At 73.6% G+C, this 16,680-nt stretch carries 11 protein-coding genes; 10 read left to right on the top strand and 1 reads right to left on the bottom strand.

Annotated elements, in window-relative coordinates:
• Positions 1–44 precede the first annotated feature (44 nt).
• Together ACF09C_RS27700 and ACF09C_RS27695 are read left to right on the top strand one after the other, a co-directional pair.
• A complete protein-coding gene (locus ACF09C_RS27700; protein ID WP_392095298.1) occupies positions 45–1,289 on the top strand; it encodes an MFS transporter in 1,245 nt (414 codons plus the stop codon).
• 83 nt (positions 1,290–1,372) lie between these two features.
• Positions 1,373–3,391 (top strand): ATP-binding protein, encoded by a 2,019-nt coding sequence (locus ACF09C_RS27695; RefSeq protein ID WP_392095297.1) that lies wholly within the window; start codon positions 1,373–1,375, stop codon positions 3,389–3,391.
• A 136-nt stretch (positions 3,392–3,527) separates the two neighbouring features.
• On the opposite strand, the gene ACF09C_RS27690 is transcribed toward ACF09C_RS27695, so the two are convergent.
• On the bottom strand, positions 3,528–5,777 hold the full coding sequence (locus tag ACF09C_RS27690) for an MMPL family transporter (protein WP_392095295.1): 2,250 nt from the start codon (positions 5,775–5,777) through the stop codon (positions 3,528–3,530).
• 416 nt (positions 5,778–6,193) lie between these two features.
• On the opposite strand from ACF09C_RS27690, the gene ACF09C_RS27685 reads away from it, so the two are divergent.
• The 8 genes from ACF09C_RS27685 (at position 6,194) to ACF09C_RS27650 (ending at position 16,666) form a co-directional block, all read left to right on the top strand.
• Positions 6,194–6,724 carry a toxin-antitoxin system HicB family antitoxin gene (locus ACF09C_RS27685; RefSeq protein ID WP_392095294.1) on the top strand — a complete coding sequence of 177 codons (531 nt, stop codon included), beginning with the start codon at positions 6,194–6,196 and terminating at the stop codon, positions 6,722–6,724.
• Positions 6,725–6,844: 120 nt separating this feature from the next.
• Positions 6,845–7,735: a DUF4097 domain-containing protein gene (locus ACF09C_RS27680; RefSeq protein WP_392095292.1), complete on the top strand. Its 891-nt coding sequence runs from the start codon at positions 6,845–6,847 to the stop codon at positions 7,733–7,735.
• A gap of 543 nt (positions 7,736–8,278) precedes the next feature.
• The gene (locus tag ACF09C_RS27675; protein WP_392095290.1) at positions 8,279–9,307 is read left to right on the top strand and encodes an ATP-binding cassette domain-containing protein; all 1,029 of its coding nucleotides are present in this window, start codon (positions 8,279–8,281) and stop codon (positions 9,305–9,307) included.
• Positions 9,307–10,098, top strand: coding sequence for an ABC transporter permease (locus ACF09C_RS27670; RefSeq protein WP_392095288.1), 792 nt, complete (start codon positions 9,307–9,309; stop codon positions 10,096–10,098). The genes ACF09C_RS27675 and ACF09C_RS27670 overlap by 1 nt, the downstream gene beginning before the upstream one ends.
• A gap of 70 nt (positions 10,099–10,168) precedes the next feature.
• Complete coding sequence (locus tag ACF09C_RS27665; RefSeq protein ID WP_392095286.1) at positions 10,169–11,410, top strand: cytochrome P450; 1,242 nt, start codon at positions 10,169–10,171, stop codon at positions 11,408–11,410.
• A 4-nt stretch (positions 11,411–11,414) separates the two neighbouring features.
• Positions 11,415–11,648, top strand: coding sequence for a ferredoxin (locus ACF09C_RS27660; RefSeq protein ID WP_392095285.1), 234 nt, complete (start codon positions 11,415–11,417; stop codon positions 11,646–11,648).
• A 199-nt stretch (positions 11,649–11,847) separates the two neighbouring features.
• Positions 11,848–13,011 (top strand): MFS transporter, encoded by a 1,164-nt coding sequence (locus ACF09C_RS27655; RefSeq protein ID WP_392095561.1) that lies wholly within the window; start codon positions 11,848–11,850, stop codon positions 13,009–13,011.
• Positions 13,012–13,195: 184 nt separating this feature from the next.
• Complete coding sequence (locus tag ACF09C_RS27650; RefSeq protein ID WP_392095284.1) at positions 13,196–16,666, top strand: hypothetical protein; 3,471 nt, start codon at positions 13,196–13,198, stop codon at positions 16,664–16,666.
• Positions 16,667–16,680: the final 14 nt, after the last annotated feature.

Below are 16,680 nucleotides of genomic sequence, written 5' to 3'. Positions count from 1 at the left end.
GCTCCGCCGGGTCTCGCCTGGTCTCGCCGATAGACTCTCCGCCCATGACGACCGCCCCGCCCTACCAGCAGACCGGGCGGAGGCGGTCTCTGGGGCCAGGGTTCCGGCGGTTGTGGGCGGCGTACGCCGTCAGTACGTACGGGACCTGGCTCGGGTTCGGCGCCTTTCCCCTGATCGCGGTCCTCGCACTGGACTCCGGGCCGGCCCAGGTGGCGGCGCTGGCAGCCGTCGGGCGGGCCGTGGGTGCCCTGCTGGCATTGCCGCTCGGCCCCTGGGTGGAGTTCCGCCGCAAGCGGCCCGTCATGGTGGCGATGGACCTCACCCGGTTCGCGGCCCTGGTGAGCGTGCCCGCCGCGTTCGCGCTCGGGTGGCTCGGCTTCGTCCAGCTCCTCGTCGTCTCCGTCGTGGTCGCCGCGGCCGACATCGCCTTCAGGGCAGCCTCCGGCGCGTATCTGAAGGCGCTGGTGCCGCCGGAGGACCTGCTCGTCGCCAACGGGCGGTTCGAGTCCACGATGTGGAGCGCCAGCATGGTCGGGCCCCCGCTCGGAGGGGCCGCGATCGGCGTGTTCGGCCCGGTGACGACGGTCCTTGCCGACGCGCTCAGCTATCTGCTCTCCGCCCTCGGCATCCACTCCATCGGCGGGACGGAGCCGAAGCCCCCGCGGCCGGCCGGGCCCCGCCTGCGGGCGCGCGACCTCTTCGAGGGCTGGCGGCACATCCTCCGTCACCCCACACTCCGCCCGCTCTTCCTCAACACGATCGTGGTCAACGGCCTGATCATGGCGCCCGAGCCGCTGCTCGCCCTGCTCCTGCTGCGCGAGCTCGGCTTCTCCCCCTGGCAGTACGGCCTCGTCTTCGCGGCACCCTGCGTCGGCGGTCTCCTCGGCGCCCGCCTCGCGCCCCGGCTCGTGGCGCGGTACGGGCAGGGCGCGGTGCTCCGCACCGCCGGGACGCTGCGCGCGATCTGGCCCCTGGGGCTGGCGTTCGTCCAGCCGGGCGTCCCCGGGATCGTGCTCGTGATCACCCTCCAGTTCGGCCTGGTGACCTGCTGCGCCCTGTTCAACCCGGTCCTGGCCACCTACCGGCTTCAGCACGCCGATCCCGCCCGGCTGGCCCGGACGCTGGCGGCGTGGTCGGTCAGCACCGGCGCCACGATCGCCGCCCTGACAGCCGGGTGGGGTCTCCTGGCCGCCGTCACCGGCCCCCGCGTCGCGATCGCGGCGGCAGGCGTCGTACTCCTGGCCACGCCCCTGCTGCTCCCGCGGCGGGAGCCCGCGAAGACGCCCTGAGCCGGGGGCCGTGGCGCACCCGTGTCACCCGTAGGTGTCCGAAGGCGGTGTGACGGGGTGGTGCCCGGGGTCACAATGCGAGCGTGCAGAGTTGGATGCAGCCCGGTACCGGCCCCTTCCTCGGGCGTGGCGACGAAGTCGTCGAACTCCTTGCCGTACTGGCGGATCACCGGCTGGTGACCCTGGTCGGGGTCGGCGGCGTCGGCAAGACCCGGCTGGCGGGGCGGGTGGCGGAGGAAGCGTCGGCCCGCATGTTCGAGACCGTGTACTGGGCTCCGTTGTGGCCGTTGAGCGACCTGGCGCTGTTCTCCGCCGTGGTCGCCGACGCGTGCGGGCTCGCCGACCATTCGGCACGCGATCCGCTGGACGCGCTGTGCGCGTGGATCGGCGCGCGCCGCGTGCTGCTGGTCCTCGACTCGTGCGAGCACCTGGTCGCCGACTGCGCCGCGCTGGTGGCGGAGCTGCTCGCGCGTTGCCCGGGTGTGGCCGTACTCGCCACGAGCCGTCAGCGTCTCGGCCGGCCCGAGGAGCGGGTCCATCAGGTGGAGCCGCTCGATCCGGACACGGACGGGCTGGCTCTGTTCACCGCCGGGGCGACCGCCGTCGGGGTGCGGTGGGACGGTCCGCGGGACGTCGTCGTGGCGGTCGAGATCTGCCGGCGCCTGGACGGCATCCCGCTCGCCCTCTGCCTGGCCGCCGCCCAGCTCCCCCGGCAGCCGGTACGGGTCATGGCCCGGGCGCTGGGCGAGCGCCTGGCTCTCACGGCCCCGGAGGACGCGGGCGTACGACCGGAACGGCACCGGACCCTGCGGACGGCCATCGGGTGGAGCCACGAACTGTGCGAGCCGGTGGAGCGGTTGCTGTGGGCGCGGCTCTCGGTGTTCCGTGCCGAACCGGCCCTGGCCGCCGTCGAGCAGGTGTGCGCCGGCGGGCCGTTGACCGCGCGGACGCTGCCCGACGCGCTCGCCGGTCTTGAGCGAAAGAGTCTGGTGTCCGTGGTCGGGGGTCGGGTGCGGATGCTCGACACCGTCCGCGAGTACGGGGAGATGTGGCTGACGCAGCTCGGCGAGAGCGACTCCGTGGCCGATCGGCACGCGCGGTACTTCGGCGAGCTGGTGACCCGGGCGGAGGAGGGCTGGTGGGGGCCGGGGCAGGCGACGGGGTACGCAACGGTGGCGGCGTCGCACGCCGACCTGTGCGCGGCGATGGAGCGACTGCTGCTCGTGGACCCGGAGGGCGCGCTCCGCGCGGCGGGCGCTGTCGGGTTCTTCTGGGCCTGCTGCGGCCGGCTGCACGAGGCGGGGCACTTTCTGGGCGAGTTCCTCCAGCTGGTCGACGCGCCGCACGCGGTCAGGGCGAAGGCCCTGTGGGCCCTGGGTGTGGTGCGGTGCCTGCAGGGGGACTACGAGGGGGCGGCGCGGCTCGGCCGGGCGACACGGGCCGCCGCGCTCGCCGCGGACTCGGGCGCGCTGGTGGCGGACGCCGGCTATCTCCAGGGGCTTGTGATGCTGCTGCGTGGCCGCCCGCTCGCCGCCCTGCACATCGCGGACCGGGAGCTGGCGGCGGCCGCCGGTCCCGGTGGTGAGGCGGCCCGCGCCCGGTGCCGCCTTGTGCGGGTGTCCGGGCTGACGGGGTCGGGACACCTGGACCAGGCGCGTGCCGAGGCGGAGGACCTGAGGGACCGGGCGGTGGCGATCGGCGAGCACTGGACGCGTTCGTACACGGAGTACCAGCTCGCGCTGATCGCCCTGTACGAGGACCGGCCCGATGACGCCGCCGGGCACGCGCGGGCGATGATCCGGGAGAAGCGGACGATCGGGGACGCATTCGGGATCGCCCTCGGCCTGGACATCATGGCCGCGGCCCTGGCGGCGCGCGGCGACGGCGAGATCTCCGCGCAGGCCTTCGGCGCGGGCCAGTCGCTGTGGGAGACCGTGGGACACCCCCAGCGCGGCACGCCCGAACTCGCCTCGCTGCGGGCCCGGTCCCAGGCGTCGGCCCGGCAGGCGGCGGGCGACTGGGCGTACGACAAGGCGTACACCTGGGGCAGGCTCACGGACCCGGGGGCGACCGTGGAGACGGTGCTGGAGCTGGGCCGCTGACTCCGTGCCGATGCACCGATGCCCGGGAGAGTCGGCGCCCGGGCGAGGAGACCGGCGCGGGTGGGATCAGCCGTACGCGTCAGGCCCGGCGGCATGGAGCCGCCGGGCCTGACGTGGTGGGTGGGGCACCCCGTCGCTAGTCGACGAGTTCACGCTCCCGGCGCGGAGTCGCCACCCGCCCGGACGGGGCCGTGCGGGAGAGCTTCTCGCCCTCGACGTCAAGGTTCGGCAGGAGCCGGTCGAGCCAGCGCGGCAGCCACCAGGCGCTCTTGCCGAGCAGGGCGAAGAGGGCGGGCACGATCGTCATGCGGACGATGAGGGCGTCGAAGAGCACCGCGGCCGCGAGACCGAAGCCGATCATCTTGATGAAGTCGTTGTCCTCCACGATGAAGCCGGAGAAGACGCTGATCATGATCGCGGCCGCCGCGGCGACCACCCGGCCGCCGTACCGGAAGCCGGTGACGACCGCCTCGGAGGGCCGTGCCCCGTGGACGTACGCCTCCCGCATGCGGGTCACGAGGAACACCTCGTAGTCCATGGCCAGGCCGAAGACCACACCGATCATGAAGATCGGCATCGTGCTCATGATCGGGCTCGGCTGGTCGACGCCGAAGACATCGGCGAGCCAGCCCCACTGGAAGACCGCCACCACGGCGCCGAGCGCCGCCGTCACGGAGAGGAGGAAGCCGAGGGCGGCCTTGAGCGGGACGAGGATCGAGCGGAAGACGACCATCAGGAGCAGGAACGCCAGGCCGACGACCAGGGCGAGATAGGGCAGCAGCGCGTCGTTCAGGGTCTGCGAGAAGTCGATGAACATCGCGGTCTGGCCGGTGACCAGCACCTCCGCGCCGGTGTCGGCACGGAAGCCGTCGGAGAGGCCGCGGAGCGAGCGGACGAGGTCCTCGGTCGCTGCGTCGGTGGGGCCGGTGGTGGGGACGACGTTGAGGATCGCGGTGTCGCCCGCCTCGTTGGGCGTGGCCGGCGTGACGGCGGCGACGCCGTCCTGCTCGGCCAGGCGCTCGCCGACGGTCTTGGCGGCGGCGGCCGCGTCCTCGCCCTCCACCGTGATCATCAGCGGCCCGTTGAACCCGGCGCCGAAGGACTCCGAGAGCATGTCGTAGGCCTTGCGCTGGGTGGTGTCGGGGGCCATGGTCCCCTCGCCGGGCAGTCCGAGCTCCAGGCTGGCGGCGGGTACGGCGACCGCGCCGAGGCCGACGACGGCGACCAGCAGCACGGCGACGGGGTGGCGCAGCACGTAACTGGCCCAGCGGGAACCGAGGTTCGGCTTGCGGCGGGCGTCCTTCTCGGCCCGCGCGGCGGCCTTGCGCTGCCGGCGGGGGCTGAGCGGCTTGCCGGAGAACCGCGCCCGGTCGCGGCGGGCAAGCACCTTGACGGGGGCGAAGGCGAGCAGGGCCGGTACGAGGGTGAGGGCGACGAGGACGGCGATGGCGACGGTGCCGGCGGCGGCGAGGCCCATCTTGGTGAGCATCGGGATGTTCACGACGGCCAGGCCCGCGAGGGCCACGATGACGGTGAGTCCGGCGAAGACGACCGCGGAGCCCGCGGTGCCGACCGCCCGCCCGGCGGCATCGGCGCGGTCGCGCCCCTCGGTGAGCTCGGCGCGGTAGCGGGAGACGATGAACAGGGCGTAGTCGATGCCGACGGCGAGGCCGAGCATCATCGCCAGGGTCGACGTGGTGCTGGAGAGTCCTAGGGTGGAGCCGAGCGCGGTGATGCCCGAGATGCCGACGCCGACGCCGATGAGGGCGGTGAGCAGCGGCATTCCGGCGGCGATCACCGAACCGAAGGTGAGGACGAGGACGACCGCGGAGACCAGGATGCCGATCTTCTCGCCGGTGCCGCTCATCGCGGCCTCGATCTTCACCGCGTCGCCGCCCGCCTCCGCGGACAGACCGCCGGCGCGCGCCGTGGCCAGGGCGTCGTCGAGCGCGTCGTGCGCCTTGTCGCCGACCTCGGCGGCGGAGACCTTGTAGGTGGCGATGGCGTACGCGGTGGTGCCGTCCTTGCTCACCGCCTGCGTCGCAAAGGGGTCGCTCACCGAGACGACCTGCGGGGACGCCTTCACCTGCCTGACCAGCGCGGCGACCTGGTCCTTGTGCGCGGGGTCCGAGATCTTCCCGCCCTCCGGGGCGCGCACCACGATGCGCGCGCCGGCGCCGTCGGCGCTCACGGCCGGGAACTTCTCCTCCAGGAGGTCGAAGGCCTTCTGCGACTCCGTTCCCGGCATGGAGAAGGTGTCGGCGGGTGGCGGCGGCGCGGAGGAGGCGGCCACGCCCGCACCGCAGAAGATCACCACCCACAGCAGGAGCATCAGCCAGCGGCGCCGGAAGGCGAGACGGCCGAGTTTGTAGAGGAAGGTAGCCACGGCTGGGACTCCTGTCGGTGGTCCGGAGAGTACGGAACGGAAAGCGGCACGAACGCGGTACGAGTCCGGTCCGAGAGCGGTACGAGTGCGGTACGAGTGCGGCAGGACCGCGGTACGAGAGCGGTACGCGAGCAGCACGAGGGCCGTACGCGAGCGCTGCGGAGCGGGCCCAGCGGGATGCGGTGACACACGAGGGCCACAGAGGGATGGCGCCAGACGGACACTCCGGTGGCGCCACGCTTGCCGCTGGAGTGGTGCCACCATGACATCACCGCGCCGCCACCGCAAGCCACCCTCCGGCCCCGCCGCACCCGAACCGCACCGGAGAAGCGTAGAAACAGCAGGTCAGCCGGGTGAGCGCCATAGAGAAACCCGCATGGCTCGCCATAGCGCCACGAGTGTGCCATCATGGCGTCATGGACCTCACCCCCTACGTCGACAACCTCCGGCACGAACTCGCCATCGCGGCGGACGCCGGCGGCGAAGAAGCCCGGGCCCTGGCCGAGCGGCTGACCGCACCCCTGGAGTCCGCCACGCGGCTGACCCTGCTCAACGCGCTGTCCGCGGCCATGGGTGAGGTCACCCGCGAGCTGGCACCCGGCTCCGTCGACGTACGGCTGCGCGGACTCGACCCCGAGTTCGTCGTGACGCCGCCGCCCGCACCCGAGCCGTTCCAGGAGAGTCAGGCACCGGTCACGGCCCCCGCCGCGTCCGCGCCCCTCCAGGTGGGCCCGGAGGCCGACGACGGCGCCATGGCCCGGATCAACTTCCGTCTCCCGGCCCACCTCAAGGCGCGCGCCGAGAGCGCGGCGGCGGCGGAGGGCCTGTCGGTGAACGCCTGGCTGGTGCGGGCCGTGTCCACGGCCCTCGACGGCCGGGAGCACCCGAACCCGCCGGGCCGCGGCAAGGACTCGGGCGGCCGGGGCTTCACCGGCTGGGTCCGGTAGGACGCCGGGGTCCTACCGGCCCCCGGCCGACTTCACCGGCGGGTCACCGGCCCGCCGACGTCACTCGTCACCCGCCCTACCGGCGGGATCACCCACCCGAACCAAGAGGACGGAACAGTCATGCCTACGTACGAGACCCCCGAGCCGATCTCCGTCGTCCTCGAACTGGACGCCGGCACCGCCCGGATCACCGCGGGCAAGCGCACGGACACGGTCGTCGAGGTGCTGCCACGCGACGGCTCGGAGGACAACGACGTGCGCGCCGTGCAGCAGACCCAAGTCACCTTCTCGGGCGGCCGGCTGACGGTGAAGACGCCCAAGAAGCGCTCCCCGTGGGGGAAGCCCGGCGCCGTCGAGGTGAGCATCGAGCTGCCTGCCGGTTCGGACGTCCGGGGCTCCACGGGCATGGGCGGCTTCCACTGCGAGGGCCGCCTCGGCGAGACGGTCCTCAAGACGGGCCTCGGCGACCTCCAGCTCGACGAGGTGGCGGCCGCCAACCTGAGGACCGACACCGGCCACATCCGGCTGGCCCGCTCCACCGGGAACGTCGAGGTCGTCGGCGCCGGCCGGATCGAGATCGACACGGTCGCCGGCGCGGCGAGCGTCAAGAACGCCAACGGCTCCACGTCCATCGGCGAGGTCACCGGCGACCTCAAGACGAGCGCGGCCAACGGTGACATCTCCGTGCGCGTCGTGCACGGCAACGCCGCCGCCAAGTCCGCCAACGGCCGGATCGAGATCGGCGTCGCCCACGCGGGCGTCGAGGCCTCCTGCGCCAACGGCGGCATCCGGGTCGGCGACGTCACGCGCGGCCGGATCGACCTGCGCACCACCGTCGGCGATCTGGAGGTGGGCATCCACGAGGGCACCGCCGCCTGGCTCGACCTGACCCCGAAGTACGGGACGGTGCGCAACGCTCTCGGCTCCGCGACCGGCCCCGCCGCCTCCGACGAGACCGTCGAGGTGCACGCCAGGACCGGAGCCGGCGACATCGTCATCACCCGCGCCTGACCCACGTACGCCCGCCCGCACCTCCCCCGGGACGGCCCCTGACACTCCCTCAGCCGGTTCTCCCCGGACGCCCGTCCGACCACCCCGGGCCGCTACTCCGAGCCCCTTCCTAGCCGCTTCCGAGCCGCTTCCGAGGCACGCGCGGGCCCTCTCGATTCCCTCCTGAGCCGGTCGAGAGGCCCTCGCAAACCCTCCCGAGCGCCACCTGAGCCCTCGCGAGCCCCGCCTGACTCCCCCGAGTCTCCACCGACTCCCCGCGCGCCCCGCGCGCCTCGTGAGCCCCGTCGAGTCACCACGAACCCCCGGGCCCAGTCGAGTCACTACGAACCTCCGGGCCCGGTCGAGTCACCACGGACTCCCTAGCCCTCTTCTAGTCACCAGCGACTCCCCCTGAGCCCCGTCGATCGCCTTCCGACTCCCCCTCGGCTCCCTCTCCACCTCCCTTCTGCCTCCCCCCTGCTCCCTCCTCACCCTCCTCACCTCCCCATTTGCCCACCTTTCCACCTCCTCGCCCTCGAAAGGCGCCCCCCGAAAGGAAGCGGTATGACGACCACCCGGACATCCGCGCCCCTCGCCACGCACACGGCGGAGGCGGCGATCACCGTCGCCGGGCTGCGCAAGTCTTACGGCGACAAGGTCGTGCTCGACGGCATCGACCTGAACATCGCCGAAGGCACCGTGTTCGCCCTGCTCGGGCCGAACGGCGCCGGCAAGACCACCACGGTGGAGATCCTCTCCACGCTCATCGACGCGGACGCGGGCGAGGCCTGGGTCGCGGGCCGCCATCTGACCCGGGCCGCCGACGCGGTGCGCTCCGCGATCGGGGTCACCGGCCAGTTCTCGGCCGTGGACAACCTGCTGACCGCGGAGGAGAACCTGCTCCTCATGGCGGACCTGCACCATCTCGACCGCCGCGAGGGCAAGTTCAGGGCCAAGGACCTCCTGCGCCGATTCGACCTCTCCGACGTGGCGGGCAAGACCACCGTCACCTTCTCCGGAGGGATGCGGCGCAAGCTGGACCTGGCGATGACCCTGGTCGGCGACCCGCGGATCATCTTCCTCGACGAGCCCACCACCGGCCTCGACCCACGCAGCCGACGCACCATGTGGGAGATCATCCGCGGTCTCGTCGCCGACGAGGGCGTGACGATCTTCCTGACCACCCAGTACCTCGAAGAGGCTGACCAACTCGCCGACCGCATAGCGGTGTTGGACCACGGCAGGTTGATCGCCGAGGGTACGCCCGACGAACTGAAGCAGCTCATCCCCGGCGGCCACATCAAGGTGCGGTTCGCCGACGCCCAGAGCCTCGACACCGCCGCCCGGATCTTCTCCGTCGCGACCCGCGACGACGAGTCCCTGACGCTCCAGATCCCCAGCGACGGCTCCATCCCGAACCTGCGCGCCGTCCTGGACACCATGGAGGCCACCGCCGTCGAAGCCCAGTCGCTCACCGTCCACACCCCGGACCTCGACGACGTTTTCCTGACCCTCACCGGCCGGCCCCGCCCGGCCGACACCGGCGCCGCCGCCACCGGAGCCACCACCGCATCGACCGAGGAGACCGTCTGATGGCCACCATGTCCTACGCCGCCAGGGACGCCAGGACGATGCTGCGGCGGAACCTCAAGAAGGCGATGCGCTACCCGTCGCTGACCCTCATGGTCGCCTTCATGCCGATCATGATGCTGCTGCTCTTCAACTACGCCTTCGGCAGCGCCCTCGGCGCCGGCATCAGCGCCCTGCCCACCGGCAGCGGGGAGTACATCGACTACCTGGCGCCCGGCATCATCCTGATGGCCGCCACGTCCGGCGCCCTGACCACGGCGATCAGCGTGTGCGTCGACAAGACCGAGGGCATCGTCAACCGCTTCCGTACGATGCCGATCTCGCACGCCTCCTTCCTGACCGGCCATGTCGTGGGCAGCGTGATCCAGACGATGGCCGGCATCGTGCTCGTCATCGGCGTCGCACTTCTGCTGGGCTTCCGCCCCGACGCGACCTTCGTCGAGTGGATCGCCGCCGCCGGTCTGCTGACCCTGCTCACGCTCGCCCTCACCTGGCTCTCCGCCGGCATCGGCCTGGTCGCCAAGACCGTGGAGAGCGCGAGCAACATCCCGATGCCGCTGACGTTCCTGCCCTTCATCGGCAGCGCCATCGTGCCGACCGACTCGATGCCCACCGGCCTGCGCTGGTTCGCCGAGTACCAGCCCTTCACCCCGATCATCGAGACCCTGCGCGGACTGTGGCTCGGTACCGAGATCGGCTCCAGCGCGGTCATCGGCCTCGCCTGGACGCTGGGCCTTTCCCTGGTCGGCTACCTGTGGGCGCGCCGCGCCTTCAGGACCGGCGGCAAGCGCTGACCACGCGTTCCCTCAGCCCACTTCACGTACGACCACCGTCCCAGCACGTCCGACGATCGCAGGAGGACCCATGTCGAACGACCCGACCCCGAACGACCCGACTCCGAACGACCCGACCGCTGACGAACTGCCCACCCTGCCCACCGACCGACGCTCCGGCTGTCCCTTCGACCCGCCGGCCGAACTCACCGCCCTGAGCGACCGGCCGATCCGCCGCATGCGGTACGCGGACGGACACATCGGCTGGCTCGTCACCGGTCACACCGCGGCCCGCGCGATCCTGGCCGACCCGCGCTTCAGCTCGCGGTACGAGCTCATGCACATGCCGATACCGATGGAGGGCGCGCCGGAACAGCTGCCCCCGGCGCAGGTCGGCGACATCGTCGGCCTCGACGCCCCGGAGCACACCCGCTACCGGCGGCTCCTGACCGGGAAGTTCACCGTCCGCAGGATGCGCCAACTCACCGGGCGCGTGGAGCAGTTCACCGCCGAGCGACTCGACGCCATGGAACAGGCAGGCCCCGGGGTCGATCTGGTCGAGGCGTTCGCGCACCCCGTGCCCGCGCTCATGATCTGCGAGCTGCTCGGCGTGCCGTACGCCGACCGGGAACGTTTCCAGGGCCATGTGGCGACGATCTTCGACCAGACGGCGGGTCCCGAGGCCATGGGCGAGGCGTACATGGCGCTGCTCCAGTACCTCAACGAACTGGTCGTCGCCAAGCGCGCCGAACCCACCGACGACCTGCTGAGCGATCTCACCACGTCCGACCTCACCGACGAGGAACTGGCCGGAATCGGCGGGCTGCTGCTCGCCGCCGGGCTCGACACCACCGCGAACATGCTGGGCCTCGGCACCTTCGCCCTGCTCAGCAACCCGGACCAGCTCGCGGCGCTGCGCGAGGACCCGGGCCTCGCCGAGCAGGCCGTGGAGGAGCTGCTGCGCTACCTCAGCGTGGCCGACCCGCTGCCGCGCTCCGCCCTGGAGGACGTCGAGGTGGCGGGCGAGCTCATCAGGGCGGGCGAGACGGTGACCATCTCCGTCCAGGGCACCAACCGCGACCCGCACAGGTTCCCCGAGCCCGACCGGCTCGACATCCACCGCAAGGCCACCGGCCACCTGTCCTTCGGCCATGGCGCCCACCAGTGCCTGGGTCAGCAGCTGGCCCGTGTCGAGATGACGGTGGCGTTCCCGGCGCTCCTCGCCCGTTTCCCCACCCTGCGCCTCGCCGTGCCGCCGGAGGAGGTGCCCCTGCGCGACCGCTCCAACATCTACGGTGTCGTCAGCCTGCCCGTCACCTGGGACAAGGAGTAGCCCCATGAGCGACCCCCGAGAGGCGCTGCGCCTCAGCGTCGACCGCGACCGGTGCGCCGGCGCCGGAATGTGCGCCCTGACCGCGCCCGACGTCTTCGACCAGGACGACGAGGAAGGCCTGGTGGTCCTTCTCCACCCGGAGCCGGCCCCCGCGCAACAGGCCGCCGCCCGGATGGCCGTCGGCCTCTGCCCCGCCGAAGCCATCACCCTCACCCCCCGGGCCGCCGGGGACGCGTAGCCACCGCGCCCCTCCCCCGGACCGAGAGCCCGCACCATTGACCGGTGCGGGCTCACGTGTCCCGGCCCCTCCCTCGGGGCATCAAGCAGTGCGTGGCCGTGTGCGAGGACTACGCCGAGCGCGTCTTCGCCGCGCTCCACACCACCGACGAGGACACCGCATGACCCAGCAACCCGTGGCGGCCGCTCCCCGCAGGGCCATGTGGCCGCTGTACGCGGCAGGTTTCACCACGGCGTTCGGCGCGCACGGCATCGCCGCGAACCTCGGCGGCTTCTCCGAGGACGCCGTCACCTCCCTCCTCGTCCTGGGCGGCCTGCTCGCCCTCTACGACGGCGCCGAGGTGCTCCTCAAGCCCGTCTTCGGCTCACTCGCCGACCGGATCGGCGGCAAGCCCGTGCTCCTCGGCGGGCTGATCGCCTTCGCCGCGGCCTCGGCGCTGTACGCGATCGCCGACAGCCCCGGCTGGCTGTGGGCGGCCCGCCTCGGACAGGGCGCCGCGGCCTCGGCGTTCTCCCCGTCCGCCTCGGCCATGGTCGCCCGCCTCAACCCGGCCGCCAAGCGCGGGCGCGCCTTCGGCTCCTACGGTTTCTACAAGTCCATCGGCTACACCCTCGGCCCGCTCCTCGGCGGCGTCCTGGTCTGGGCCGGCGGCCTGCGCCTGCTGTTCACGGTGATGGCCGTGTGCGCGGCCGGTGTGGCCCTGTGGGCGGCGCTCGCCGTGCCCGTCGTGCCGCCGTTGCCGCGCAAGCGCCAGACCGTGGCCGACCTCGCGCGGCGGCTGACGGACCGTTCCTTCCTGGCGCCCACCGCCTGCCTCGCCGCCGCCACCGCCGCGCTCTCCGTCGGCGTCGGCTTCCTGCCGGTCTCGGGCGCCGCGGCCGGACTCGGCACCGTCGCGACCGGAGCCGCGGTCTCCGTGCTGGCCGCGACCGCCGCCGTCGTGCAGCCCAAGGCCGGCCGCGCGCTCGACAGCGGTCGTCTGAGCACCCGTACCGGTCTGCTCACCGGACTCCTCGTCACGGCGGCGGGACTCGCGGCCGCGATGCTGCCCGGCCTCGCCGGCGTCCTGATCGCCTCCGCTCTCATCGGCACCGGCACCGGTCTGATCACCCCGCTCGGCTTCGCGGCCCTGGCCGCCGCGACCCCGGAGGAACGTATGGGCCAGACCATGGGATCGGCCGAACTGGGCCGCGAACTGGGCGACGCGGGCGGACCGCTGCTCGTCGCGGCGGTCGCCACCGTCGCCGGTCTCACCTACGGGTACGCCGCCCTCGCCGCCCTCCTGGCGGCGGGCGCGCTCCTCGCCCTCGTGGGCCGCGGCGGCCGGACCGCGCCCGCGCCATCCCCGAGCCGACCCGCCTGAGCCTGACCCCGCCACAGCCCGCCGGGGTGCCCTGCGGGCCGGTGCTCTCGTCCGGTGTTCTTGTCCGGCGTTCTCGTCCGCTGTTCTCGTCCGGTGTTCTCGTCGGTTCCCAAAGCCGCCGAGAACACCGGATGTTCGGATATTCGGTGGGGCAGCGTCCGTGCCGTCAGGCACAATGCCCGCGATGATCTCCACCGCCGACGAGCTGCTCGTCGTACTCGATCCCCTGCCGCACGCCGCTCGGCTCCGGTACACCGCCGTCACCGCCCGTCGACTCGCCGACCGAGGCGCGCTCCAGCCGCTGCTCGCCGCACTGGACGGGCTCGGACCGTACGAGCGGCGGCTCGCCGCCCTCGCCGCGCTGGCCGCCGGGGAGTTCGGGCACCTCGCGGCCCGGTTGGGCGACCCCGACCCGGTGGTCCGCCGGTACGCGCTGCGCGGCGCGCGGCGGACACCCGTCCCGGACGCCGCCGTCCCGGACGCGGCCGTCGAGGCCGCGTACGACGACGCGCCCGCCGTGGTCCGCGCCGACCTCGCCCGGCTGCTGCGCGACGGCCGGCGGCCGGAGCTCGCCGAGCGGCTGGTACCCCGGGTCCGTACCGAGTTCGGCGAACGGGACGCGGCCCGCCTGCTGCCGGGCTGCTCGCCCGAGTTCACCGCGCGACTGCTGCCCGAACTGGCCGGGGCGCTCGCGTTCGAGGACTGGAGCATCCTGGCCGTCCGTCATCCCGTCGCCGTCCTCGACCACGCGGAGCGGGAACTCGGCGACCTCCCCCAGCGCTCGCGCGACCGCTGGTGGCGGCAGCACTCCACCGGAATCGCCGCCGCGCTGCCCGCCGCGCCGGGCCGTGTACTGGACCTGCTGGAACGTTTCGGCCCCGACAACCTGCCCGGTCCGGTCCAGGACCGGTTGGGCGACCTCGTCGCGGCGGACGCCGAGCGCGTGACGCGCTGGCTCGCCGACCCGAGCCGGGCCGCCGCGCGGTGGGAGCGGACACCCGGCGCTTCGGTCATGCGGCAGTTGGCGGCGGCGGATCCGCACTCCCTGCCCCGCCTCGGAGCACGGTGGTTCCACCGTGGAGCCTTCGGCGTCCTGTTGCGGTCGGTGCCACCGGCCCGCCGGGCCGCTTTCGTGGACGCCGTGGTCGCCGTGGGTGATCCCCGCCTGAACGTCCGCGCGCACGCGGGGGTGCTCGCCCAGCTGCCGACAGCCGAGCGGCATCGCAGGGCCCGTGGAGCGATCGACGCGCTCCGCGCCGAACGGGGTTCGAGCTGGGATCTCTGGGCCCTGCTCGCTCTCCTGCCGCCCGCCGAAGCCCGCCCCGAACTTCTGGCGGCTCTCCGCACCGGTGACGCCGAGGACCGCGGGACGCTCTGGTACCACCTGGCCGGCAACGTGGGCAACGCCCGTGATCCCGAACAGGTCGCGGAGTTCCTCGCGCTGGCCGCCGGCCGGCTGACGAACGAGCGCGACCTCGTTCGCTGGGAGGCCCTGACCGCCTTCGCCGAGCTGCCGCCGTCTCTCGTCGTGCCGTCCCTGGCGGCGGGCGGGTCCGCCGGGGGCTCCACCGGGGCGGAGTCCCTGGAGCGGCTGTGCCTGGACGCCCTGCGGGCCCGGGACTGCTCCTCCGGCACCCGGGACACGATCCGGACGCTGGCCGTCTCCCTGCTCGGCGCCCATGACGGCGGTGACACCTCCGCACGGACCACCGTACGGACCGCCGTACGGACCGCCGTACGGACCGCCGTACGCCTCCTCGAGGCGCTGACCGCGCACACCGGCGCGGTCGCCTTCGGCCCTCCGGCCGGCCTGCCGCGCGGCGGCGCGACGAGCGCCGTGCTCGACGCACTCGGCCCCTGGCTCGACCGGGCCGCCGCCCGGGGGGATGCCGTCCCCCTGCTCGCGCTGGTCAGGTTCTGGGGCCACCGCGCGAGCCGGATCCCCGAGCTCCGGGACCGTCTCGACCATGCCCTGCGCAGCTGCCCCGACGGGGTGTTCGGCGAGGTCGCCGCGGCCTGGCTGGCCGATCCCGCGACGCGCGGCGACCGCGCCGCCGAGCTGGTGGCGCGGGAGCCCTCCGCGGTCCATCTGCCGCCGGTGCTCACCGTCCTCGCCGCGGAACGCACCGACCTGCTGGACCGAGCGCTGACCGAGAGCCCGCTCCCGGGCGGCCGGTTCCCGGTGGCCGGGTCTCCCCGGCCGCTGCCGCCCTTCCGTTACGCCGACAGATGGCTGCCCCGGCAGCAGCGGGCCGCGGTCCTGCTGGCCTCGTCATGCGTCGACGATCCCGGCCGGGGTCTCGACGAACGGGGGGCGCTGCTCCGTGCGGTGGCTCCGGTCCCCGAGCACGGACGGGCCCTGCTCCAGCGGTACGCGACCGCGGCCGAACCCGCCGAGCCCGCGCTGACGGCCGCGGCCCTGGACGCGGCCGCCCACACCGACGACCCGGCCTCCGCCCTGCGCGCCCTGCTCGACCACTCCGGCGACGACCGGGCGGCTGCCGCCTGGTCCGCGGCAGGCCGCGCCGCCGCCCACGCCCGGCCCAGCCAGGTCGCGGCCCTGGTCCACGACGTCCTGACCCGGGAGAGCGGGGTGAAGGTCACCGTACGGAAGGCGGCCGCCCGGCTCGCCGCACGGCACCTGCCCGCGGGCGTCGCCACCGCGCTCCTGTCCACCGTGGGCCGCGCCCCGGGCATCCACCCGGACGTGCAGGCCACTGTCGTCGGTCTGGCCACGACACTGCTGCCGGCCGAGGAGATGTGGGCTCTGCTGGAGTCGGCGGCGGTCTACGGTCCGAGTGCCGCCCGTCGCTCGCTCCTGGACGTGAACCCGGGGGATCTGGCCCCGGCCCACCGTGCGCGGTACGGGGAGCTGGTCGCCCGGCTGCCGTTCGTCGCCGAGGAGGATGCCGCGGACCGGGCCCTGTTCGTCCTCCGCGACTGGGTGCCGTACTCCCCCGCGGCCGGTGCGGCCCTCGCGGACGTCTACACCGACCCCGGCACCGGCTTGAGCGTCTGGCGGGTGAGCTACGGGCTGACGGAGCTGGCCCAGTCCGAACTGCCGCACCCGGTCGGCGGCGTGCGGCCCGGCAGCCTCCTGGCCGGTGTCGTGGACCGGCTCCTGGCCCTGATCACGGCCGGCGAACCGGAGGGCGGCCGAGGGCATGCGGGGGACCTTCCGGCGCGCCGGCGGCTGCACTCCCTCATCGGCTCGTCGCTCCGCGACCACGGGATGTGCGCGGCCCTGGCCCGGCGGCTGGCCGTCGAGCCCGCGGTGATCGCCACCCGCACGTCCCTCCTCGTGCGGGCCATCGACCTGAAGGCTTCCGAGCCCGAACTCCTGCTCTCAATCAGAGAGTTGACCGACGCGATCGAGGGGCGTCCCGTCCTCGCGACGCGGATGGCGGAGGAGGTGGAGGAAGTCCATCAGTACGGTGAGCCGCTCACCGACCCGACGGCCGCGCTGGCCGCGGTCCGCTCGCTGGGCGCCGAGGGCGGCCTCGTGGCGGGTCTGATCGCCGTCGGCCTCGCGACCGCCGTCGGCGCACGGCAGAAATGGCCCGACGTCTGCCGCGCCGCCGTCGTCGAACTGCGCCGCCACCCGGAGTCGGAGGTCAGGGAGACGGCGTACGCCACCTCCATGGGCGGCGTCTGATCCCGTGAACAGCC

It is taken from the genome of Streptomyces sp. NPDC014870 (assembly GCF_043081505.1).
GTDB lineage: Bacteria > Actinomycetota > Actinomycetes > Streptomycetales > Streptomycetaceae > Streptomyces.
The sequence above is the reverse complement of the archived record's forward strand: the minus strand, read 5'-3'. Positions and strand labels throughout refer to the sequence as shown.

Coding starts and splice junctions, on each gene's coding strand:
- ACF09C_RS27700 (WP_392095298.1), top strand. CDS start 45: ATGACGACCGCCCCGCCCTACCAGCAGACCGGGCGGAGGCGGTCTCTG.
- ACF09C_RS27685 (WP_392095294.1), top strand. CDS start 6,194: ATGGACCTCACCCCCTACGTCGACAACCTCCGGCACGAACTCGCCATC.
- ACF09C_RS27680 (WP_392095292.1), top strand. CDS start 6,845: ATGCCTACGTACGAGACCCCCGAGCCGATCTCCGTCGTCCTCGAACTG.
- ACF09C_RS27675 (WP_392095290.1), top strand. CDS start 8,279: ATGACGACCACCCGGACATCCGCGCCCCTCGCCACGCACACGGCGGAG.
- ACF09C_RS27670 (WP_392095288.1), top strand. CDS start 9,307: ATGGCCACCATGTCCTACGCCGCCAGGGACGCCAGGACGATGCTGCGG.
- ACF09C_RS27665 (WP_392095286.1), top strand. CDS start 10,169: ATGTCGAACGACCCGACCCCGAACGACCCGACTCCGAACGACCCGACC.
- ACF09C_RS27660 (WP_392095285.1), top strand. CDS start 11,415: ATGAGCGACCCCCGAGAGGCGCTGCGCCTCAGCGTCGACCGCGACCGG.
- ACF09C_RS27655 (WP_392095561.1), top strand. CDS start 11,848: ATGTGGCCGCTGTACGCGGCAGGTTTCACCACGGCGTTCGGCGCGCAC.
- ACF09C_RS27650 (WP_392095284.1), top strand. CDS start 13,196: ATGATCTCCACCGCCGACGAGCTGCTCGTCGTACTCGATCCCCTGCCG.